Genomic DNA, 20,306 nt, shown 5'->3' on the forward strand with positions numbered 1-20,306 from the left:
TTATTTTTTCCCGCCAATTCGATAAAAAAGATAAAAAAAATGGACTTTGGATACCTCAAGCGAATTGAATTATTACGTGCCACCATTTCATTGGATCAAACATGAATAACAATCCTTTTTCACGTTTCTTTGCTGCATTGGGTTCTTTCCTGTCGCCATTTGTTGGCCGCATCAGCTGGAGCTCACCGCCCTGGGTTCGTGAGTTAGGGCAGCGGGCGCGTAAAAGACCGATTGCTTTCTTTGGTACGCTGGCGAGCGTCATCCTGTTACTGACGGCATTTGCCTATGCGTATCAATGGTATAAAAACCGCCCGGTTCCCGAATGGATTACCGCCAAAATTACAGCGCCTGAGATAACCCCCGTGGCGGATGAGTTAATCCCCGAACCGGTAATTCTTGATTTTGGAGTGAATCGCGATGGTGGATTGATAAGCAAATCGGTGGCCCCTTTAAAACTTATCGGTAAAGAAGTCACCGAAGGCATCACCCTGTCTCCCGATATGCCTGGACAATGGAAATGGCAAAGCGACAACCGGCTGGTTTTTACGCCGAGTCAGGATTGGCCCGCGGGTCAATCCTATGAGGTTACTCTGGACAAGAGCGCTGTGGCTGATAGTAGCCAGATGGACACGTTGACCTATCATTTTGCAACCCAACCGTTTAGCGTCAAAATCAGCAAATTAAAATTTTATCAGGATCCGGTGAAGCCCAGTGTACGGCAAATCGTGGCTACTGTACGTTTTAATTACCCGGTGGATACCGTAAGTTTTGAAAACAATACCCGGTTGATACTGGAGGCCATTAAAAAGGACAAACTTGATTTGGCCGGAGAGAATTATAAATTCACCGTCGCTTACGGCAAAAACAAGCGGGTGGCCTATTTGCGCTCAGAAACCTTGCAATTGCCTGAGGTTTCGCGATACCTCGTATTGAATATTGGTGCCGGGGTCAAATCAGCCAGCCAGTCCAGTGAGACGGATTCGGCCGTCAGCAAGAATGTGCTGCTTCCGGATATGGGCAGTTACTTTAAAGTTGTCAAAGCGGATGCCGCCATTGTGCGGAACGACAAGGACCAACCCGAACAGGTTTTAAACCTGGAAACGTCGGTGGGGGTCGCTGATGCAGAACTGAATAAGTATTTGCATGTTTACCTGTTGCCTCAGGACTATCCTGCGACACCTGCACAGGGTGAGATAAAGAATTATCAGTGGCAGAATCCCGGCGAAGTGACAGCTAACATCCTGGCGCTGGCAACACCACTTAATAAAACGAGCATTCCGGCTGAACATCATTTTGCTACCTTGCACAGTTATCGATTTACAGTGAATGAGCCTCGCTACCTGTATATTAAACTGAATAAAGGCATCAAGAGTTTTGGCGATTTCGTGTTAAGCAGTGACTACACGGCCATTGTCAAAGTGCCCGAATTTCCCCGTGAAATCGGCTTTTTGCATAAAGGGGCGCTGTTGGCTTTAAACAGTGAACGGAAGTTGTCAGTCACCGTACGCGGCCTTTCTGCAGTGAAATTTGAAATAGCACGTGTGATGCCAGATAACATCAATCAGTTGGTGACGCAGACGCAGGGGGATTTCAATAATCCCTATTTCATTAATCAAAGCTTTAACCAACAGAACATCAGTCAGCTTTTTTCAGAAATTCGCCAATTTGATAACTCGGATTTAAGTAAACAGCAGTATACGGCGCTGGATTTGGGCAAGTACGTCAATACAGACATCAACAGCCAGGGACCGCAGGGTTTATTCCTGCTTAAGGCAACAGGTTGGGATATGAGCAACAATACCCCGCTGGATGTCAAAAACAGCCGCTTGATTCTGATGACGGATTTGGGCTTGATTGTGAAGGATAACAGCGACAAAACTCACGATGTCTTCGTGCAATCCATTGCCCAGGGTACACCGGTAGTAAACGCCATGGTGGCGGTGCTCGGTAAAAACGGGCTGCCGGTCTTAACCCGCTTGACGGATGCCCAGGGTCGTGCCAATTTCCCGCCTCTCAATGACTTTATTGAAGACAGGGAACCGGTTGCCTATTTAGCCAGTTTCGGCAGTGACGTCTCATTTATTCCCTACAATAATCCGGGACGGCAATTGAATTATTCCCGCTATGATGTCGGTGGTGTCTATAATGCTGATGAGAAAAACCGCCTCAGTGCTTTTCTGTTCACGGATCGCGGCATTTATCGCCCGGGCGATGAAGCGCACATTGGCGTCATTGTCAAACAAACCTTTGCCAAACCCCAACCGGCGGGTTTACCTCTCCAGGCTACGGTAACTGATCCGAGAGCGACAACTATTCTGGATAAAAAATTCACCCTGGATGCATCAGGTTATATGAGTTTTGATGTGGCAACCAATGCCACGTCACCTACCGGCCCTTACTATGTCAATCTTTATATTGTGAAGGATGGCCAGGCGGACAGCTACCTGGGCTCGGTGAATTTCCGCGTGTCTGAATTCCAACCGGATCGCATGCGCATCACCTCTCAATGGTCGCAGCCGGGTTCGGAAGGCTGGATCTCGCCTGCAGATTTAAGCGCCAAAGTAGGGCTTTGGAATTTGTACGGCGCTCCGGCAGCGGATCGCACCGTCAGTGCTAAAATTTTACTGACCCCAGAGCGTGTGGCCTTTAGTAAATACCCGGATTATGTCTTCGCTGATCCGCTGCTGGATCCGGACAAACCGGCCAAAGTATTTACGGATAATTTGCCGGAGGCTAAAACAGATGCGGAGGGGATGGCCGTATTCAACTTAAATCTCGAGCGGTTTGATAAAGCCACCTATCAATTGACCTTTTTTGCCGAAGGGTTTGAGGCGCAGGGCGGGCGAAGCGTCGCAACCCGATTGACGGCATTGGTCAGCCCCTTAAGCTATCTTATCGGCTATAAACCGGATGGTGATTTAAAGTACATTAAGCAGAATACGGCGCGGCAAATTCAGTTCATAGCCATTGACTCGCAGTTAAAGCCCACGGCTGTCAATGACTTGAAACTGAATCTCTACGCCCTAAGACCTGTTTCGACGCTGGTTAAAAAACCGGATGGTACGTATCAATACCAATCCATTGTTAAGTCCACGCTGGTGAGCAGCCAGCCGCTGGCTATTGCTGAACAGGGCATACAATATCCCCTGCCAACGAATCAAATCGGAGATTTTTCCATCCGGGTAGTGGATAAAAGCAATACCGAGCTCAGCCAGTTAACATTCAGTGTTGTTGGCGAAAGCCAAATTCCGCTGGCTAAAAATGCTGAATTGAGCGTCAAGCTCAGCAAGGATGAGTACAATGCGGATGAAGACATTGAGTTACAGATAACAGCGCCCTACACCGGTGCTGGTTTAATCACCATTGAGCGTGACAAGGTGTATGCGACCCAGTGGTTTAAAACAGAAACAACCAGTTCTGTCCAGACGATTCATATTCCTGCCGATTTTGAAGGGAATGGTTACGTCAATGTCGCCTTTGTACGGGATTGGAATTCGCCTGAAATTTTTATCAGTCCTTTGAGTTACAGCGTGATTCCCTTTAAGGTTAGTCATGCCAACCACGCAGTAAAGATTGCGCTTAACACGCCGCAACTGGCTAGACCCGGTGAACCATTTACCATTGAATATCAAACCGACAAACCGGGTAAAATTATTATTTATGCTGTCGATGAAGGGATTTTGCAGGTGGCTAATTATCAGGTGCCCGATCCATTAAGCTTCTTCTTCCAAAAAAGGGCGCTTGAAGTGCTGACGCAACAAACCGTGGATCAGATTCTGCCTAAATTTGTTCAGGAGCGTGAATTATCAACGGTTGGTGGTGATGGCGGTGAAGAATTTTTGGCGAATCATTTAAACCCGTTCAAGCGTAAAACGGATTTGCCGGTTGTGTATTGGTCAGGGATTATGGATACGGATCAAACGCCCCGACAGGTGCAATACCAGGTGCCTGATTATTTCAGCGGGACCTTAAGAGTCATGGCTGTTGCGGTGGCTGAGGATGCTGTGGGTGGGGCAACCAAGGAATCGCAGGTACGCGGGCATTTTGTCATCAATCCCAATGTGCCAACCTTTGTAGCGCCCGGGGATGAGTTTACCGTGACGGCAAGCATTGCCAATAATATTGACAACTCGGGGGATGCGGCTGCCGTTCATGTTGCATTGACGGTTTCGCCCGGGTTGGAAGTTGTCGGCGATGCCAAGACCACACTGACGATTGGCGAGGGCAAGGAAAAGACAATCAGCTACACATTACGGGCTAAATCCTTGCTGGGCTCTGCCACAGTGACGTTCGTAACCAGCGCAGGGGATAAGTCCAGTAAAATGGATGCAACCTTAAGCATCAGGCCGCCTACTGCTTTTCTTACGTCCGTGACCAGTGGCGGCACGAATAGTGGAAGCAAGGGCCTGAATCTGGATAGAACCCTTTATCCTGAATACCGGCACGTTGAAGCGGCCCTCTCCAGCAGCCCGCTGATTCTGGTAGCTGGTCTGCAGCGTTATTTGGATGATTACCCCTATGGTTGTACTGAGCAATTGACCAGTAAGGCGTTGCCCCTATTGGCCATGGGTAAACAGCCCTGGTTTAACAACAGTACCGCAGCCATTACGGATCGCCTGACGACCACCTTCCAGATGCTGGGGCAACGTCAAATGACCAGCGGAGGCTTTAGTTACTGGCCAGGCATGATAGCCAATGACAGCGATCGCTTTGTCTCCGTGTATGCCATGCATTTCATTACAGAGGCTAAATCGCAGGGTTATGTCATTCCTAATGAATTGTATTATGCCGGCATGGCTTTCTTGAAAGAATTGGCGGCTCAAAACCCGAGAACGCTCGACGAGGCAAGATTACAAGCCTATGCCATTTATCTATTAACGCGTAATGAAGTGGTTACGACCAATTACCTGACTAACCTGCAATTGTATCTTGAGAAAGAACAAACCAGGGTTTGGCGCGAGGATATTCTGGGGGCTTATGTCGCGGCCAGTTACCAACTGCTGAAAAGCGAGGACGAGGCGCAGCAACTGATAAGCCGGTACAAGGCACCAGTGGATGCTTCATCCACCGATTTTTACAGTAAATCGATTGCCAATGCTCAATACCTGTATTTGGTTGCGAGCCATTTCCCCGACAGGGTGGAAAAAATGACGGACAAGTATGTTATTCCTCTGGTGTCTGCCATGAATAATGGCGAGATAAACACCTTGCTTGCCGGTTATTCCAGCCTGGCACTCGGCGCTTATGCCCAGGCAGTGGAAGCAGATGGTTCGGGACGTTTCTCGATTACGGAAACGCTGGCTAATAATGAATCGAAAACCTTGCCAGCCAGCAATCCCGTTTTCCAAAAAGCAGGAATCGACGAGGGCGTTAAAGAAATTACCTTTAATAATCCCGCGAAACAGACGATTTTCTATCAATTGATTCAGGCGGGCTTTGACAAACAAACCCCTGCCGAGCCATTGAAACAGGGTATAGAAATCGATCGCGAATACCGCAATCCGGATGGCGATGTGATCAATCGCATTGAACTTGGGCAGGAGATTGAAGTCCATATCCAGGTGCGGGCACTGGATGACCGGTACTTAAACAATGTCGCCATTGTTGATCTTTTACCGGGTGGTTTTGAAGTGGTCAGGGATTCAGTGAATATGAAATACCTGGATTATGCCGATGTGCGTGAAGATCGCGTGGTCTTTTTCACCGGTCTTGGCTCTGAAGCAACGGAAATTGTTTATCGCATTAAAGCCATCAATAAGGGGGAGTACATTGTGCCGCCTGTGTATGGACAAGCCATGTATCAACCCAATGTTCAAGCCTACAGTGCCGCTGGCAAACTTAGCGTCACGGCAAAGGAATAAGTCGCGACATTATGATTTTGGGGGAGTGAAGTAGCGTACGCACCGGACTCTCTCAAAATCATCTTCACCGGCATCATCATGATTTTTGTCGGAAAAATAAAGATCCTAGGCACTGTATTCAGGGTACCCTGCAAATTCGCTTGAACTCCAGTAATAGTCTTCAGAAAAGCCGCCGATTTCCTGGCGGTGTTGATAGAGGCAGTGGAGTTGCTTTTTAGCGGGTAAAAACCAGTCACGGTAGCAGGTTTTGCCTTCCTGACAAGGGGTGTTGCCTGCTTCATCGACTTCATAATCAAGGCACAGTTTGGCTGCTGAACGGGCATCCCCTAACTTGTCGCGGATAGCCTGGCTATTCCCCAAGCCATCGGTTTCGCTTTGAGCAGCAGGACCAATGGCAATGCCTTGTCCACCCCACCCGATGCCGTCGCTGTTGTCTTTGCTCGCCGCGATAAGGTTTTGAAGATCACCCTTGCTTTGCAGGCAAGCCACCACGCCGCCTTCAAAGGCACTGCCATAATGCAGGCTGTTTTCGGTGTTGGAGGCGTAAGCGGGCAGACTGAACAGAGCAGTAAGACATACGGAGCAAGTCAATTGACCGATCCCTTTCATTTCTTGTCCTTATTCGATAGTCAATGATAACCACAGCTTCTCTCAGTATAGTGAACGGCAAATCATTCTGCTTATCGGTAATTCAGCTGGTCCTGAGCTGGTGGTTCCGGCGCGGGTTTTACTGGGGGGACGATAAAAAAGTCAGGGGAGCTATTGTTCTGTATAGGGCTGTTGCTCCCTGTCAGTGGGAGGTTCGGTTCAAGGACAGGTGGCTTTGGTGCTTCATCCTGGGGCGGCCGGTTAATCACGTTATAAAGGTCGATTTCTCCAGATAGAGTAGGAAAATGTTTGGCGATTTGTTCCATCAATGCTGGACTTAAGTAATCGGGGGATAAAATTTTCATGCTGGAGAGGATATCAAACACATCATTACTGATGACCTGAATGACATGGTTTGGCAATAATTTCAAAGTCAGGTGATAAGGTTCGCCGTGCTTATTGTATTTCAAGGGAATTTTTTCTCTAGCGAGACGAATATACGCTTTGGTGAATTTCTTTGGTTCGATGCCATATTCTATTTTAACACCAAGCCCGCTGGTCGTCATGCGGACGGCAGAAATGCTGTATTGTTTTGGGTTTTGCTCAAGAAAGAAACGGGTCACCGTTAGATTGCCTTTGTGGTCATCCGGTCTTTCGGTCGCAACGTTAGTCTCATTGAGGCTGGCGCGATTGGGTGTGTGGTCTGCGGAGAAAGCTTTGGGTTTAAAGGGTTTCTTTTTAAAAAAAGCAACGAGTTTATCAAATTTCATTCGCTCAGCCTGACTGATTAAAGTTTAATGCAGAGCATTTTGCGAATAAACTCTCCTGTTAGCAAGACGTAAGCCGTTAAATCATGGAAACAAGGTAAAATAATTTCTCAAAGGTAATTGCGGAACAAGTTGTACAAATTTAAAATAGGTCCATTCAAGCGAGTTAATCTGTAGTCTTCTTTTCAAATGAATCAATCATCACCAGGGATAATAAAATGAATACACGTAAAGGCAATGCATTTTGTATTGGCTTGTTCCTTGTAAGCCTTCTTGCCAGCTTTAATTGTCAGGCCTGGTCGGCCGTGAGCTTTGGCGTGGGATGGTATGGCGGCAATACGCATTATCATCCGGGCTATGGACCACGCGCCTATTATTACGGCCCAGGCCCAGGTCCTTATTGGGGGCCGCCTGTACCCAATGTCATCATTAATGTGCCAGTAGAGAATTATTATGTTCCCCGCTGTCAGGAGTATGAGGTTTGCGATAATTACTATGATGAGTGCTGGATAGAACGCCGCTGCAATTAGACAGCTTATTCCGGATTTGCAGGCTTTCGTCTGCAACCGGATTTCTCTGAACGTCTACAGCATTCCCACACAAACTTGACACTATTTTTTCATTATTTTTAAAAAATAGTGTTATTTTTAAGTTAAAATAGCAGGTATTGTTTCAAGCGGTTTTCAATTATGCCTTTTGCCCATGTGTTATTAGCCCTCGTGGTGGTTCTCGTGTGGGGTGTTAATTTTCTCTTTGTGAAATTTGCCCTGGATGAAATGTCGCCGTTACTGCTCTGTGCCTTGCGCTTCGTGTTGGCCAGCCTGCCTGCTGTTTTTTTTATTAAACCGCCGAAAGTGCCCTTTACCCTGATAGCCTCTTATGGCCTGGTGATGTTTGCTCTGCAGTTTTCGTTATTGTTTTTGGGCATGCATTCCGGGATGACCCCAGGCATGGCGTCCCTCATTATTCAGGTACAGGTATTTTTCAGCCTGTTTTTTGCCGTTGTTTTTTTAAAAGAACAGCCTCATCTGCTGCAGATCATCGGTGCTGTTGTTTCGTTTACTGGCATCGCTCTGGTTGCCTTGCATCTTGATAACCACATCACTTTAACCGGGTTTTTATTCATTCTGGCCGCCGCTGCGACCTGGGGTGTTGGCAATCTGATTACCAAAAAATTTCAAGGCGTCAATATGATGTCGGTGGTGGTTTGGGGGAGCTTTGTCGCCAGCATTCCCATGCTGCTTTTGTCCCTTTTGCTCGAAGGGCCGTCGACCATGGTTTATACCTATCACCATATTAACTGGCTCGGCATTGGCTCCCTGTTCTACATTGTTTATATGTCAACCTGGGTTGGATATGGTGTATGGAACTGGTTAATAAGCCGTTATCCGGTGGGTATGGTAGTTCCCTATACCTTATTGGTTCCGGTCGTTGGGGTTTTCAGTTCAATTATTGTCTTGGGCGAGCCATTTGAGCTTTGGAAAATGGCGGCAGGATTACTGGTTATCTGCGGTTTAATGATCAATATTTTGAGTACCCGATTAGTCCGAGTCAAATTACAACCCGCTACTTAGCCGGGAAAGGGGTGGAAAAACGTAGCCTCGTGCTTGTTATAAAAGAGGTTTAACACCCGTGAATTCGGCAGGTTTTGCAATTCCCTTAAGATGTGAAGATCGGTTTCCCCCTGCAATTTAATCGTAAAGATCAATTGCCTGGCTTTACCTGAAGCCAGCCATTGCTTAATCAAACGGTAAGCTCGCTCGGGATAGCAGGCAACATCGGATAACACCCAGTCATAAGATTCTGTCAATTTGTCGGGGTGAAGCGCGAATGCACTTTGTTTTAGAAAATGAACGCCTGGCAAGCAGGCAATTTTTTCAGCCAGCGGTGCTTTGTCCACAGCCGTCACGGTGGCGCCTAAGCTTTGCATGACAAAGGTCCATCCGCCGGGAGAAGCGCCTAAATCCAGGGCTTTGTCGCCTGCCTTGGGATACTGCTTAAGCAGGGTCAGGGCTTCCCATAATTTTAAATAAGCTCGATTGGGAGGATTAACTTTATCTTCAATGAATAAACACTGCCCGTCTGGCCATGGATTGAGCCGCTCGGTGCTGAACACCAGGGTATTTTTATCGAGAAGAAAAAAGACATTTACCGGCGGAATATTGTCTGTCAACGGGAAATGGCGAAGCAGGGAGGGGGTTTTACGCAATTTTTCTTCGATTAACCGGCCACGCCGAACATGCGTTAAAGGATAAAAATACCACCATTTTCCTGCATTTTTTAAAACAGCAGCGGCTTCTGAAATCGATTGAAATTCAATGAATTGAGGATTTAACCACCTATCCTTTGCAAAGCAAACATCCAGTGGGTGCGGTGAGAAAAAGAGGTTTTCAATCGAGACGATGTCCTGACCAAGTTCGGTTGCCAATTCCTTGTGGTATTCGGGCTTGGCAAGATAAATCGCCTTGGCTTGCTTCAAGGTGTCCATATTAATCTGCATGAAGCCACAACAATAGGATAATGCCCAAGAAGGCAAAATGGGTGTTGCTGGCTGTGATGGAATTAAATTGCAGTGATTGCCAGCTGGCGAACCATTCACCACCGATGGTCATAAAAACAAAGGCAAAGAGCAGTAAAAAGAGCATGAGGCCCAAAGTGGCTAAGGATTTGGATGCATTAAACACAGCAGCGTTTTGCCTTAAGGCCCGTAGTGCCTGAACGCTGCCCATCCAGCACAATAAAGCGATACAGCATTCCCAAACAATAATGGTAAGAAAAGCAGAATGCACTAACCAGGGATGCTGCACGGCCCGCCATTTCAGTGTGCTCGCGGCAAAAATATCGTCCATACTCATGATCTTGGCGACATAAGACAGGTTCGATTGGTAATCAACGATATTTCCCCAGGCTATCAGTGTCGCAATAAGAGCCACGGCGACAACGAGCAGAATTTTAGACAAACGAATGGCTATGGGCATGTCAATCCAGTAAACGAGTTGAATCAAGATTCTATCATGTTATCGAGGCTTTTTTGACGATGTTTGTTTTTCCACTCCCGATCGATGGTGCCCTTTTGCAGCGAGGCTAAGGTCTCATCCACGGCGACGCGATTATCGAAAACAAAACAACGTCCCTCCCACAAGGATTTTTGTGCGGGGATTTTTTCAAGGTAATTAAGAATCCCGCCCTCCAGGTGATACACATTTTCAAAACCCAGTTGCTTTAAGTAAGCGGTGGATTTTTCACAGCGGATGCCGCCGGTACAGAACATGGCTATTTTTTTATCTTTCTTATCAAGCAGGTTTTGCTCTACATACGCGGGAAAATCACGAAAGTTAACCGTTTTAGGGTTAATAGCCCGCTTAAACGTACCCAATTCAATCTCATAGTCATTGCGCGTGTCAATGACCAGCACGTCATTGTCGCTAATCAGCGTATTCCATTCTTCTGGCTTAACGTATTCCCCGGCATTCTTCTCTGCATCAACGCCGGCAACACCCATGGAGACAATTTCCTTGCGTAACTTGACCTTGGATTTATCGAAGGGATTGCTATTATCGTAATTTTCCTTGAAATGGATTCCCTGAAATTCAGGGTAAGTACCAAGATAAGCCATGAAATCATCGACTTGTTCTCGACTGCCGCAGAAGCTGCCATTAATCCCTTCGTTTGCCAGGATGAGTGTGCCTTTTATGCCGAGTTCAATGAGTTTGGCTAACAAGACTTCACGCCATTGTTCAGGGTTGGCGATGTTTGTGAATTTATAAAAAGCAATAATAACAAACGAATTCATAATTCTACCTGTTGGAGTTAAAGCAACGAGTTGTCGGCGTATTCTATTACCATTTGCAATAAAACAGAACAGCCCTGCTTTAGATGGGGCATTTGTGCTGTAAAATTATACAGTATTTCACTTGATTCAACCAGTAACGCACTGGAATTTCACTGCTTTCGTTTTTTAGTTACAATGGGACGTTTAAAGTCATCCACAGGTCAATTATGCCGTCATTTGATATTGTTTCAGAAATAAACGAAGTTGAGCTTAAAAATGCCGTCGATAATGCGGTGCGGGAGATGGGTACACGGTTTGATTTTCGCGGGGTGGAATCCAGTATTGAATTAAAAGAGCTGACTGTCACACTAAAATCTGAATCGGACTTTCAGGTCAGGCAGCTGGAAGATTTATTTCGTAATCATTGCAGCAAGCGTGGCGTTGATGCCTCAGGCGTTGACATGGAAGACAAACCGGTACACAGCGGCAAAACCTTTTCTTTAAACATGACGTTTAAGCAGGGAATTGATCAACCGATGGCTAAGGAAATCGTCAAAATAATTAAGGATAGTAAGGCAAAAGTCCAAACATCTATCCAGGGCGACAAGGTGCGGGTGACAGGAAAAAAGCGTGATGATTTACAGGAAGTCATTGCTTTACTCAAGAAGTCAGATATTAAAATACCATTGCAATTTGAAAATTTTCGCGATTAAATTTTTGTTATAAAAGGGATTGGGTAAACAATATATTTCATGGAATTTTTCAAAAATTCTGCCAGATTTATGGCAGAATTTAAAATGAAAATTAGCGATTAACGTCGCATGGGATCATCGATATTATGACGCCCTTGGCTAATTTTGTCTTGGTTTTGGTCAGTGCTTTTACCCAAATTTTGCGAAGGTTTGGATTGGCCTTTGCCGCCTGTAACAGTTTGATTTTGACTGGTTTTTTGCTTAAGTCCAGCTTGATTTTGACCTTGACCTTGACCTTGAGTTTTCCCCATATTCCCCTGCGTCTGGTTTTTCCCGGATTGTTGATTATAGTCCATGATAATTCTCCTTATCATTGCTTTCCAAAAATTTAAAGTAAGCTTAAATAACCATAGAACATATGAGAGTATTATGCAAACACGGTTTTATTAAAAAACTTAATGAAATTTTTTACATGAAACAATATGCTGATATATAAAAAATTCCACGAAATTCGCAACATTTTTTGGGAAAAATTTGAAAAATAAATGAACAGTAACTATACTTAAAATGCCGGTAGTAGTGAGATGAGAATGTTGCTGTTACCGACAACAATAACCACCTTCGGGTGGTTTTTGTTTTTAGACGACAAGGAGTGGCAAGATGACGACGTTTGACAATTTAAATAAAGGGAAAACCAGGTCTTCCATGCCGGTTACCAGTAACGAGGAAGAAGAGCGTCTGGAAAACGATCATGGTTTCCAGGGACCGGCACCGATTGATAGAATGCAAATCAATAAAAATAAATCAAACAAAATCAAAGCAGTAAGGCCGAAGAATCCCCTGTAAAGAAGTAATTTTGCTTAAATAATGCACAACAAGCCCTTATGGTCTATTATATTAAACATATAGGTGATGACTGCCCTGGCTGAACCTAAATCAAATTTCGATTACGGAGATTGGTTTTGAAGAGCGGTGTGCGTCCTTGTGAATTAAGGAAACCTAAAGTCCTTCATAGATCGCCACAGTGAGAGCAGTTGCGGCTCAGAAACTCAGGAAAGTCGTTACCTGTATCGTGCTGGTACTTCCGTCCCTTTCTAAATTGCTATAATCTTGAGCTTTTGACCACTGTAAAGAAAAATATGGCCTGGTTAGCATTATTTCTGGCGGGAATTTTTGAGGTTTTCTGGGCCATCTGCCTTAAATACACCGATGGCTTTTCACGCCTGTATCCTTCCTTTGTATCCTTCCTTGTTGACTGGTGCGGGCATGGCCGTCAGTTTTCTTTTGTTATCCTATTCCCTCAAATCACTTCCCTTAGGGACGGCCTATGCGGTTTGGACAGGCATTGGCTCAGTCGGCACGGTGATTTATGGCGTTTATTTTCTCGGAGAATCGACATCACTGCTGCGCATAACCTGTATCACATTGATGGGTCTATCCATCATTGGCTTAAATCTAAGTGAAAAATAAAATCACAATTTGTCAATAATTTGTTCTTGTCTTATACTTTATACACGCCTATTGACAAGGACAATGTCATGAAAAAACTAATTCTGCTAAGCAGCCTCTCTTTGTCCGCCTTTATGCTTTCCAGTTGCACGGTCACCAGTACCACCTACTCTCCCGGATACAACAGCGATTACGTGTACTCCGTTGGCTATTATGGCTATAGACCTTATTGGGGAAGTTATTATAGTTCTTATTATCCTGGAGTAACCTGGAGAAACAGCTACTGGTACGGTAATCGCTCGCTTTACGGCGGTTATTATGGCAGTTCTTATGGCGTTGGATTATTCGGCCGCAGGTGGTAATCCTGCGAGCGACGCTGTTAATGAGCCGAATAAGCAATGGGTTGGTGAGTTGTTCTATTAAAGTGCTGACGCAAGGTGTCTGCGACTTGCGCTGATACCTGGCCGGCAATGTTTTTTGATTCAATGGTTGCGGCAACCGACTCAATCATCTCCTCAAGAATTGGTGCTTTATGCTGGAGGGCAAGAACATCCAGTTGCAGGCATACTTCTTCAATGGCTTCAAGAAAGGCACTTCTTGAGTCCTGATGTCGATCCCCTTTCGAGGCAAAACGAAGATTGTCCCTGACATCAGGAAAATGCCGAACATGGTATTGATTGGCTTTGGCAACATGATGGTCTGGATCAATAGCCAAGGCCGCTGAATACAAATCATGGGCCATCAACATGCGGTTTTTGAATTTAACCTGACAATGCCTATAAAAATAATCACCCACTATAGACAACAGATTGGCAAAGAATTTTTCATTCTGTGCTGTATCAGTAATGGAGCGCATGGCAGCCATGACCCTCATGGTTGTTGCACTCTCGGTGGGAGGCTGAAAAAATAACCAGGCGTTTGCTTGGTTTTGAGGCGCGGGACTTGGACTGTGGGATGCCGATGCGACGGTTGTCGCTGCTGTCGCCAGGCCCCAGAGTGTGACCGATAAGCTGCCTTGCGAGGAAGTGGAAGGGCTGTCTGATTGGTATTCGCTTGAAGGTGCACTGAATCCTGTATCATCCATGCGATCAGAATCGAAGTCGCTGTCATCCATTTCATCCCTCTCTTCTGAGGCAGGGTTGTATCTTTTATAGCGGTTAATGAGAGACTTGGTCTCTTCCACAACAACCAGTTCACTGGCAGAGGAATCAAGTCCTTCAAGGAGCTGTTGACAACGGTCCAGAAACACAGCGCAATCCTCGTTTTGCAATTCAAAGGCAGCAAGGGCCTGATAATAATAAACTTCTAACGTCTGTGTGATCGGTAATTCCATCGTAAGCAATTGACTGTTTTCGATGGTCGACAGCATTTCGGTTACTGTTTCACGGTTGGCATTTAACTTAAAGAGTGATTCCAGAATATTAAGATAACCGAGATGTTGTTCTATTGACCTTAAGCCTGCCTGATGACGGTAGTGGATGGCTTCTGCTATCCAGGATTTGCTGGCCTCAAGCAGCGCTAATCGAGCAGCAATAGAAGACTCATTGTCTTGTAAATCAAGAAGTTCATCACTGACTTGCTCGCAGGTTTCTGAAACCAGTCTTAAGAGGTCGTCAATAAATTCCTGGTTACATTTAACATGACTATGATTCTTGATCCGATTAAATACCTGCAGAATTTCAGGTATTTTTCCGCGAATTTGCTGCCAAAGCGCTTCTGTTTCCTGCAGTGAAAAACGCTCGTTCTCCATCGAGGAGAGAATGACCATGCATTGCGTGTGTGCAATTTCAACATTGACATAACAAACCGCATCATAGAATGAAGAAGGCGGATGAAAATGGGGTTGGGCGGCGTACCGGTTTAAGGTTTCCAGTGCACGGTGATAATGGCTGAGTGCGGTATAATAATCTTGGCGTTCATACGCTTCATCCGCTTTAACCTGATCGGGTGTGCCAAAATAATAAACCATAATGATGTCCTTGCCTGACAATAAAATAAAAAGAGGCTAGGTTACCATATGAATTTTTTTTGTTCAACCGGGTAAAAAATGATAAGAAATCAGGTGGTTGATGAAGTAGATGCGGCGCGGAGGAGCCCGCGCCAAATGCTATTATTCCTTGGCGCGGGAAACGTATTCGCCTTTACGCGTGTCGACTTTAATGAGTTCACCGGTTTGAACAAACAAGGGGACACGTACGACAGCACCGGTTTCAAGCGTTGCCGGTTTGCCGCCGCCACCAGAGGTATCGCCTTTTAAGCCCGGATCGGTTTCCGTGATGGCCAGGATAACAAAGTTCGGCGGGGTGACCTGAATGGGTTCATTATTCCAAAGGGTCACGATGCAGATGTCCTGTTCTTTTAACCATTGGGCGGAGTCTGCCAGGGTTTCGGTGGTGATGGCATATTGTTCAAAGTTGTCGGGAACCATGAAATGCCATTGTTCACCATCATTGTAAAGGTACTGCATTTCCACGTCGGTGACATCGGCAGAGGATAAGGTCTCGTTTGATTTTAAAGTGCGCTCGACGACCCGGCCGGTTTTTAAGTTGCGGATTTTGATGCGGGTAAAAGCCTGGCCTTTACCTGGTTTGACGAATTCGCATTCAACAATATTGCAGGGCGCGCCATCCACCATAACCTTTAAGCCATTTTTTAAATCATTACTGCCGTAAATAGCCATTCGTTCTCCACAGTTGAGATTTTGTCGTAATTTCGCTAAAGTTCACGCAGTTTACCAATTTTGTACAATGAATGCGAGATGCTTCTGTGAGCTGGCAAAAAATTCTGGCACAAGGTTTTGCCACAAAAGAGGCGCTACTGGATTACCTTTCTTTGCCTCACACGCTGGGTAGTGAGGGTGCGCAGCAACAATTTAAAACCCGCGTTCCCCAGGGCTTTGCCGGGCGCATGCAGGCGGGAAATCCGGCTGATCCCCTGTTGCTTCAGGTGTTGGCTGTCGAACAGGAACTTAAGGACGTACCTGGCTATGGTCCCGACCCCCTGGCGGAGGCGGCCGCCAATCCTCTGCAGGGTTTAATTCATAAATACCAGGGCCGCGTGCTGCTGACATTAACCGGCGCCTGCGCTGTCAATTGCCGCTATTGTTTTCGCAGGCATTTCCCCTATCAGGAGAATAATCCCGGCCGCGAGGGTTGGCGGCGTGTCCTGGATTATATTCGCCGCGATCCGGCTATTCATGAAGTGATATTAAGCGGGGGCGATCCGCTTATGGCGGCTGATGTTATTCTGGGTGAACTGATTGAAGCACTGGGTGAAATAAGCCATGTACGTACGCTGCGTTTTCATACCCGCATCCCCGTGGTCTTGCCGGAGCGGATCAATTCCGTATTATTGGCGCAGTTGCAGGCTTCCCGCTTACGGAAAGTCATGGTCATTCACTGCAATCATCCCCAGGAGATTGACGAATCCGTAGATCTCGCCTGCCTTGCCCTTTATCAGGCCGGTTGCCAGTTGCTCAATCAATCGGTTTTACTTAAGGGCATCAATGATAACCCTGCCGTGCTTGCGGCTTTAAGCGAGCGGTTATTTGATATTAAAATTCTGCCTTATTACCTGCATGTACTCGATAAGGTTAAAGGGGCGGCGCATTTTGATATGCCACAGGAGGAAGCCCTGGCCATTTATCGCCAATTACAAACACTGCTTCCGGGGTATCTGGTTCCCCGTCTTGCCCGCGAAGAGGCGGGTAAGCAACACAAAACCCTGCTGCTTTAACCTTTACTCATTGGCATGATAATACAGTTCGATTAGTTTTTCCTGAGCGCTGTAGCTGCCGTGAGTTAAGGCTTTGTAACTGCCGTCTGCCTGCATTTCCCAGGCATTGCGGTTATCTTTCAGGTAATTTTTAAAAATTTCATTTTTAATGCGCCGCTGGCAATCCTCATCGAGGATGGGAAACATGATTTCAATGCGGTTATACAAATTGCGCTCCATCAAATCCGCACTGGAGCAAAAATAAAACTCCTCTTCCTGTTTGCGGAAATAATAAATGCGGTGGTGCTCAAGAAAGCGTCCGACGATGGAAATGACGCGAATATTGTCCGAGACGCCGGGAATTCCCGGTTTAAGGCAGCAGAGGCTTCGGACCAGCAGCGTAATTTTAACGCCCGCCTGGGAAGCAAGATACAGCGCTTTCACCATGACTTTGTCGGTCAAGCCATTGACCTTAATGATAATTTCAGCCTCTTTACCTTCCTTGGCAGCCGCCGCACAATCCTCAATTAACTGCAGCAGGTTTTTCTGTAGCGTAAAGGGAGAATGGCACAGGGCTTTGAGCTTGACTGTTTTACCTAAACCGGTCAGTTGCTGAAAAATAATCTGTGTATCGGCCGTGATGGTCGATTCACTGGTTAATAACCCGAAATCGGTGTAGCGCTTGGCGGTCTGCTCATGGTAATTCCCCGTCCCCAGATGAACATAGCGCTTTAGCTTGCCGTGGGTTCTCCTGACAACCAGTGTCATTTTGGCATGTGTTTTATAACCCATCACTCCATACAGGACCAGAACGCCTGCTTCATGCAGGCGGTTGGCCAGTTTAAGGTTTGATTCTTCATCAAACCGCGCCCGCAGTTCAACAACAGCAGTGACTTCTTTACCCGAGCGTGCGGCCTCAATCAGTGCCTTGACCATGATGGAATCGGAACGGGTGCGGTACAGGGTTTGTTTGATGGCCAGTACATTCGGATCGGCTGCAGCCTGACGGACAAAATCAATGACCACATCAAAACTCTGGAAAGGATGATGCAGGAGGATATCCTGTTCATCGAGAACATTAAACAGGTTGCGTTTATGATTGAGAAATGACGGGTACTGCACTACCAGGGGCGGATAATTCAGGTCCGGTCGTTCGATTTGGTTAATGACGCTGGCATAGCGTTGCAAATTAACCGGTCCATCACAGTAATAACTGTCCTCATGATGAAGATGGTGTTTTTGCAGCAGAAAATCGACGATATGCGGCGGGCATTTTTTGTCGATTTCAAGCCGTACCACATGACCATAGTGGCGGGAAAATAATTCACGCTGGACGGCAACCGCCAGATCTTCAATCTCTTCTTCGCGTAAAAATAAATCGCTGTTTCGCGTCAGGCGGAACGGATAGCAGCCATTGATTTCCATGCCGGGGAAAAGACTGTGGATGTGTGTTTGAATAATGGATGAAAGGTAGACAAAGTAACTGCCGCCTTGCGTACAAAGTTCCGAGGGCAGGTGAATCATGCGCGGCAGCGAGCGGGGGGCGTGAACAACCGCATAATCAATGCTGCGATCGAAGGCGTCTCTTCCTTGCAGGGCAATAATAAAATTAAGGCTTTTGTTAAACAAGCGCGGAAAGGGATGAGCCAAATCAAGCGCAATGGGGCTGACGATGGGCAGAATTTCATTCTTGAAATAATGTTTGGCCCACAACTGGATATCATCACTCCACTCATCAATGCCTAAGAAGTAAATATTCTCCCGCCGCATGGCTGGCATCAGTTCTTTATTGAAAATCTCATACAGCTCATCACTGAGCAAATGAGCCTTGCGGCTTAAGTGATTAAATACATCTTCAGCCATTAACCCATCGATATTGGGCTTACGTGACGACAGGGCGATTTTTTCCTTCAAACCGGCGACGCGAATTTCAAAAAACTCATCCAGATTACTGCTGCAGATGCATAAAAAACGCATGCGTTCCAGCAAGGGAACCCGCTCGTTTTTTGCCAGCTGTAAAACCCGTTCATTGAATGCAAGGGCTGTGAACTCGCGATTGATGTAGTATTCCGGATTGTCCAGCGATTCGCTCACACCACTCTCCCCTTAAGCGCTCTTCCTGACCAAATACAAGCAAATTTCTCGCCTGTTTATCTTACTATAAAAAAACAAATGCCAATAAAGGCGATAAACCCCCAAAAAGGGGATAATTGCAAATAGACCAAGGCAATGAAAAATAGCACTGTCGCAATGGCTATAGGCAATGAATAATAGAGGCTGACCACACCTTGAGCGACAGAAAAAGACGCGGCGGCGAGCAAAGCCAGCGCACCATATTGCACGGAGACCATGATTTTGTGTGTCATCGGGCCGGTGCTGGTGCTTAGAAAACGATAGCCGAGTACGGCTAAAATCAAACCCGGTAAATTAATACTGGCTACGGCCAGAATCAAACCCCAGAAACCCGCGGCTTTATAGCCAATGACCGCTGACAATTTTACGGCGGTTAAGCCGGGAAACAGAAACGTCGTGCCCACCATGTTAACGAATTCTTCGGGGCTAATCCAATGCCGGTAGACGACTGCCTCGTATTCAATGAGTTTCAACATTGAATTGCCGCCACCCAGCGAGATAAAGCCAATTTTGCCGAAACTGGCCATTAACGCGAACAGGGTACTAATCATGATAAACCTGCTGCTTCAGGAAGTGCACATAATCGCTGGGCATTTGTCCAGGAAAAACATGCTCTGCAATGGCTTGAACCAGGCCCTGAGCGCGTCCTTCAATGCAGGCGCTGAAGAAGATGTCGGAACCCATTTTAAGTCGTGACAACTCCAGTTTAATGGTTGGTTCATCCGCTAATTTAAGGACGAGCGCATCCTTTTCTACCGTGATGATGTTTGAATTCTTCTCGACTAGTTCCAATAATTGCCGTGCTGAAAGTCCATCTGTTCCGGGTAAAACCATATCGGGCGGTTGTTCATGCAGGGGAATTTTTTTACCAAACCCCAGTAATAGCGCGGTCTCTTCAAGCAAGGGCTTGTACAATAGCTCACCGCGTCTAACCTTGATATTGAAATTAAAGGCGGCTAGTACGTGATAAGTGTCTTCACGATGCTTGCTTTCATAGCGGCTTAAATCCAGGTAGTCGTCGTTTAAGCTGTGAAGGCAGACCATGTCCTCACCCCGCCAGAAATAACGGGCTTCCCAACGCAGGGGCTCTTTGGTGGCGGGGGGGAGGAGCGGGAAGTGCTCCGCGTGCTCGGTATCAATTTCAAAATTCCAAACCAGACGTTTTTTCATGGTGAATTCAAGGGATTATTCTGGGATTAGTCTATTTCAAGGCGGCCTGCTAGTAAAAGCCCTTTTTACCCGTCATAACAAAAAAAAGGCTTTCGGTGAAAGCAATGGCTAATATTTGGGCATTGATATCATAATTCCTTAATAAAAGGGTTTTATACTC

19 protein-coding genes and 1 pseudogene are annotated in these 20,306 nt (G+C 46.3%); 9 read left to right on the forward strand and 11 right to left on the reverse strand.

Annotated features, from left to right (window positions below; genetic code table 11):
- Positions 1-101: 101 nt before the first annotated feature.
- Positions 102-5,861, forward strand: coding sequence for an alpha-2-macroglobulin (locus Lery_RS01175; RefSeq protein WP_058525420.1), 5,760 nt, complete (start codon positions 102-104; stop codon positions 5,859-5,861).
- A 105-nt stretch (positions 5,862-5,966) separates the two neighbouring features.
- Here Lery_RS01175 and Lery_RS01180 read toward each other — a convergent pair whose 3' ends face one another.
- Together Lery_RS01180 and Lery_RS01185 are read right to left on the reverse strand one after the other, a co-directional pair.
- Complete coding sequence (locus Lery_RS01180; RefSeq protein WP_058525421.1) at positions 5,967-6,470, reverse strand: hypothetical protein; 504 nt, start codon at positions 6,468-6,470, stop codon at positions 5,967-5,969.
- Between the two features lie 71 nt (positions 6,471-6,541).
- Positions 6,542-7,219, reverse strand: a complete 678-nt coding sequence (locus Lery_RS01185) for a hypothetical protein (protein WP_058525422.1) — start codon at positions 7,217-7,219, stop codon at positions 6,542-6,544.
- Between the two features lie 215 nt (positions 7,220-7,434).
- On the opposite strand from Lery_RS01185, the gene Lery_RS01190 reads away from it, so the two are divergent.
- Positions 7,435-7,746 carry a hypothetical protein gene (locus Lery_RS01190; RefSeq protein WP_058525423.1) on the forward strand — a complete coding sequence of 104 codons (312 nt, stop codon included), beginning with the start codon at positions 7,435-7,437 and terminating at the stop codon, positions 7,744-7,746.
- A 159-nt stretch (positions 7,747-7,905) separates the two neighbouring features.
- Complete coding sequence (locus Lery_RS01195; protein WP_058525424.1) at positions 7,906-8,790, forward strand: EamA family transporter; 885 nt, start codon at positions 7,906-7,908, stop codon at positions 8,788-8,790.
- Here the strand turns inward: Lery_RS01195 and Lery_RS01200 are convergent.
- Genes Lery_RS01200 through trhO form a run of 3 tightly spaced genes read right to left on the reverse strand, consistent with a single transcriptional unit; the run spans position 8,787 to position 11,009 of the window.
- The gene (locus Lery_RS01200; RefSeq protein WP_058525425.1) at positions 8,787-9,704 is read right to left on the reverse strand and encodes an SAM-dependent methyltransferase; all 918 of its coding nucleotides are present in this window, start codon (positions 9,702-9,704) and stop codon (positions 8,787-8,789) included. The genes Lery_RS01195 and Lery_RS01200 overlap by 4 nt on opposite strands.
- A gap of 1 nt (position 9,705) precedes the next feature.
- Positions 9,706-10,221: a DUF2165 domain-containing protein gene (locus Lery_RS01205; RefSeq protein WP_058525426.1), complete on the reverse strand. Its 516-nt coding sequence runs from the start codon at positions 10,219-10,221 to the stop codon at positions 9,706-9,708.
- Positions 10,218-11,009, reverse strand: a complete 792-nt coding sequence (trhO, locus tag Lery_RS01210) for an oxygen-dependent tRNA uridine(34) hydroxylase TrhO (RefSeq protein ID WP_058525427.1) — start codon at positions 11,007-11,009, stop codon at positions 10,218-10,220. The genes Lery_RS01205 and trhO overlap by 4 nt, the downstream gene beginning before the upstream one ends.
- Before the next feature lie 206 nt (positions 11,010-11,215).
- Here trhO and Lery_RS01215 point away from each other — a divergent pair, with 206 nt between their 5' ends.
- On the forward strand, positions 11,216-11,701 hold the full coding sequence (locus Lery_RS01215) for a YajQ family cyclic di-GMP-binding protein (protein ID WP_058525428.1): 486 nt from the start codon (positions 11,216-11,218) through the stop codon (positions 11,699-11,701).
- A 98-nt stretch (positions 11,702-11,799) separates the two neighbouring features.
- Here the strand turns inward: Lery_RS01215 and Lery_RS01220 are convergent, their stop codons facing one another.
- A complete protein-coding gene (locus tag Lery_RS01220) occupies positions 11,800-12,036 on the reverse strand; it encodes a hypothetical protein (protein WP_058525429.1) in 237 nt (78 codons plus the stop codon).
- Between the two features lie 304 nt (positions 12,037-12,340).
- Here Lery_RS01220 and Lery_RS01225 point away from each other — a divergent pair, with 304 nt between their 5' ends.
- The 4 genes and pseudogenes from Lery_RS01225 to Lery_RS14915 all read left to right on the forward strand — a co-directional run bounded on the left by Lery_RS01225 (position 12,341) and on the right by Lery_RS14915 (position 13,491).
- Positions 12,341-12,526 carry a hypothetical protein gene (locus Lery_RS01225; protein ID WP_058525430.1) on the forward strand — a complete coding sequence of 62 codons (186 nt, stop codon included), beginning with the start codon at positions 12,341-12,343 and terminating at the stop codon, positions 12,524-12,526.
- Between the two features lie 293 nt (positions 12,527-12,819).
- Positions 12,820-12,864 (forward strand): annotated as a pseudogene (locus Lery_RS15905) (hypothetical protein); the annotation flags it as partial.
- Between the two features lie 82 nt (positions 12,865-12,946).
- Entirely contained in the window at positions 12,947-13,150 is a 204-nt protein-coding gene (locus tag Lery_RS15910) for a DMT family transporter (RefSeq protein ID WP_272946887.1), read from the forward strand.
- A gap of 68 nt (positions 13,151-13,218) precedes the next feature.
- Positions 13,219-13,491 carry a hypothetical protein gene (locus Lery_RS14915; RefSeq protein WP_082651515.1) on the forward strand — a complete coding sequence of 91 codons (273 nt, stop codon included), beginning with the start codon at positions 13,219-13,221 and terminating at the stop codon, positions 13,489-13,491.
- A gap of 17 nt (positions 13,492-13,508) precedes the next feature.
- Here Lery_RS14915 and Lery_RS01235 read toward each other — a convergent pair whose 3' ends face one another.
- Positions 13,509-15,098, reverse strand: coding sequence for a hypothetical protein (locus tag Lery_RS01235; RefSeq protein ID WP_058525431.1), 1,590 nt, complete (start codon positions 15,096-15,098; stop codon positions 13,509-13,511).
- A 141-nt stretch (positions 15,099-15,239) separates the two neighbouring features.
- Positions 15,240-15,809, reverse strand: a complete 570-nt coding sequence (gene efp, locus Lery_RS01240) for an elongation factor P (protein ID WP_058525432.1) — start codon at positions 15,807-15,809, stop codon at positions 15,240-15,242.
- Between the two features lie 71 nt (positions 15,810-15,880).
- Between efp and epmB the strand changes: the two genes are divergently transcribed.
- Positions 15,881-16,864, forward strand: a complete 984-nt coding sequence (gene epmB, locus Lery_RS01245; protein WP_058525433.1) for an EF-P beta-lysylation protein EpmB — start codon at positions 15,881-15,883, stop codon at positions 16,862-16,864.
- A gap of 3 nt (positions 16,865-16,867) precedes the next feature.
- Here the strand turns inward: epmB and ppk1 are convergent, their stop codons facing one another.
- The 3 genes from ppk1 to Lery_RS01260 are packed head-to-tail and all read right to left on the reverse strand — an operon-like array spanning position 16,868 to position 20,146.
- Positions 16,868-18,937: a polyphosphate kinase 1 gene (gene ppk1, locus Lery_RS01250; RefSeq protein WP_058525434.1), complete on the reverse strand. Its 2,070-nt coding sequence runs from the start codon at positions 18,935-18,937 to the stop codon at positions 16,868-16,870.
- 56 nt (positions 18,938-18,993) lie between these two features.
- Entirely contained in the window at positions 18,994-19,527 is a 534-nt protein-coding gene (locus tag Lery_RS01255; protein ID WP_058525435.1) for a chromate transporter, read from the reverse strand.
- Positions 19,520-20,146, reverse strand: a complete 627-nt coding sequence (locus Lery_RS01260; protein ID WP_058525436.1) for a hypothetical protein — start codon at positions 20,144-20,146, stop codon at positions 19,520-19,522. Before Lery_RS01260 ends, Lery_RS01255 begins: the two co-directional genes overlap by 8 nt.
- Positions 20,147-20,306 lie beyond the last annotated feature (160 nt).

This window comes from Legionella erythra, from assembly GCF_001467615.1.
Taxonomy (GTDB): Bacteria; Pseudomonadota; Gammaproteobacteria; order Legionellales; family Legionellaceae; genus Legionella_C; species Legionella_C erythra.

Bases quoted from the DNA above. Each gene is read 5' to 3' on its own strand.
- efp (WP_058525432.1), bottom strand. From the start codon at position 15,809: ATGGCTATTTACGGCAGTAATGATTTAAAAAATGGCTTAAAGGTTATG.
- Lery_RS01255 (WP_058525435.1), bottom strand. From the start codon at position 19,527: ATGATTAGTACCCTGTTCGCGTTAATGGCCAGTTTCGGCAAAATTGGC.
- Lery_RS01185 (WP_058525422.1), bottom strand. From the start codon at position 7,219: ATGAAATTTGATAAACTCGTTGCTTTTTTTAAAAAGAAACCCTTTAAA.
- Lery_RS14915 (WP_082651515.1), top strand. From the start codon at position 13,219: ATGAAAAAACTAATTCTGCTAAGCAGCCTCTCTTTGTCCGCCTTTATG.
- Lery_RS01195 (WP_058525424.1), top strand. From the start codon at position 7,906: ATGCCTTTTGCCCATGTGTTATTAGCCCTCGTGGTGGTTCTCGTGTGG.
- Lery_RS01225 (WP_058525430.1), top strand. From the start codon at position 12,341: ATGACGACGTTTGACAATTTAAATAAAGGGAAAACCAGGTCTTCCATG.
- Lery_RS01175 (WP_058525420.1), top strand. From the start codon at position 102: ATGAATAACAATCCTTTTTCACGTTTCTTTGCTGCATTGGGTTCTTTC.
- trhO (WP_058525427.1), bottom strand. From the start codon at position 11,009: ATGAATTCGTTTGTTATTATTGCTTTTTATAAATTCACAAACATCGCC.
- epmB (WP_058525433.1), top strand. From the start codon at position 15,881: ATGCGAGATGCTTCTGTGAGCTGGCAAAAAATTCTGGCACAAGGTTTT.
- Lery_RS01200 (WP_058525425.1), bottom strand. From the start codon at position 9,704: ATGGACACCTTGAAGCAAGCCAAGGCGATTTATCTTGCCAAGCCCGAA.
- Lery_RS01215 (WP_058525428.1), top strand. From the start codon at position 11,216: ATGCCGTCATTTGATATTGTTTCAGAAATAAACGAAGTTGAGCTTAAA.
- Lery_RS01260 (WP_058525436.1), bottom strand. From the start codon at position 20,146: ATGAAAAAACGTCTGGTTTGGAATTTTGAAATTGATACCGAGCACGCG.
- Lery_RS01220 (WP_058525429.1), bottom strand. From the start codon at position 12,036: ATGGACTATAATCAACAATCCGGGAAAAACCAGACGCAGGGGAATATG.
- Lery_RS01235 (WP_058525431.1), bottom strand. From the start codon at position 15,098: ATGGTTTATTATTTTGGCACACCCGATCAGGTTAAAGCGGATGAAGCG.
- Lery_RS01190 (WP_058525423.1), top strand. From the start codon at position 7,435: ATGAATACACGTAAAGGCAATGCATTTTGTATTGGCTTGTTCCTTGTA.
- Lery_RS15910 (WP_272946887.1), top strand. From the start codon at position 12,947: ATGGCCGTCAGTTTTCTTTTGTTATCCTATTCCCTCAAATCACTTCCC.
- Lery_RS01180 (WP_058525421.1), bottom strand. From the start codon at position 6,470: ATGAAAGGGATCGGTCAATTGACTTGCTCCGTATGTCTTACTGCTCTG.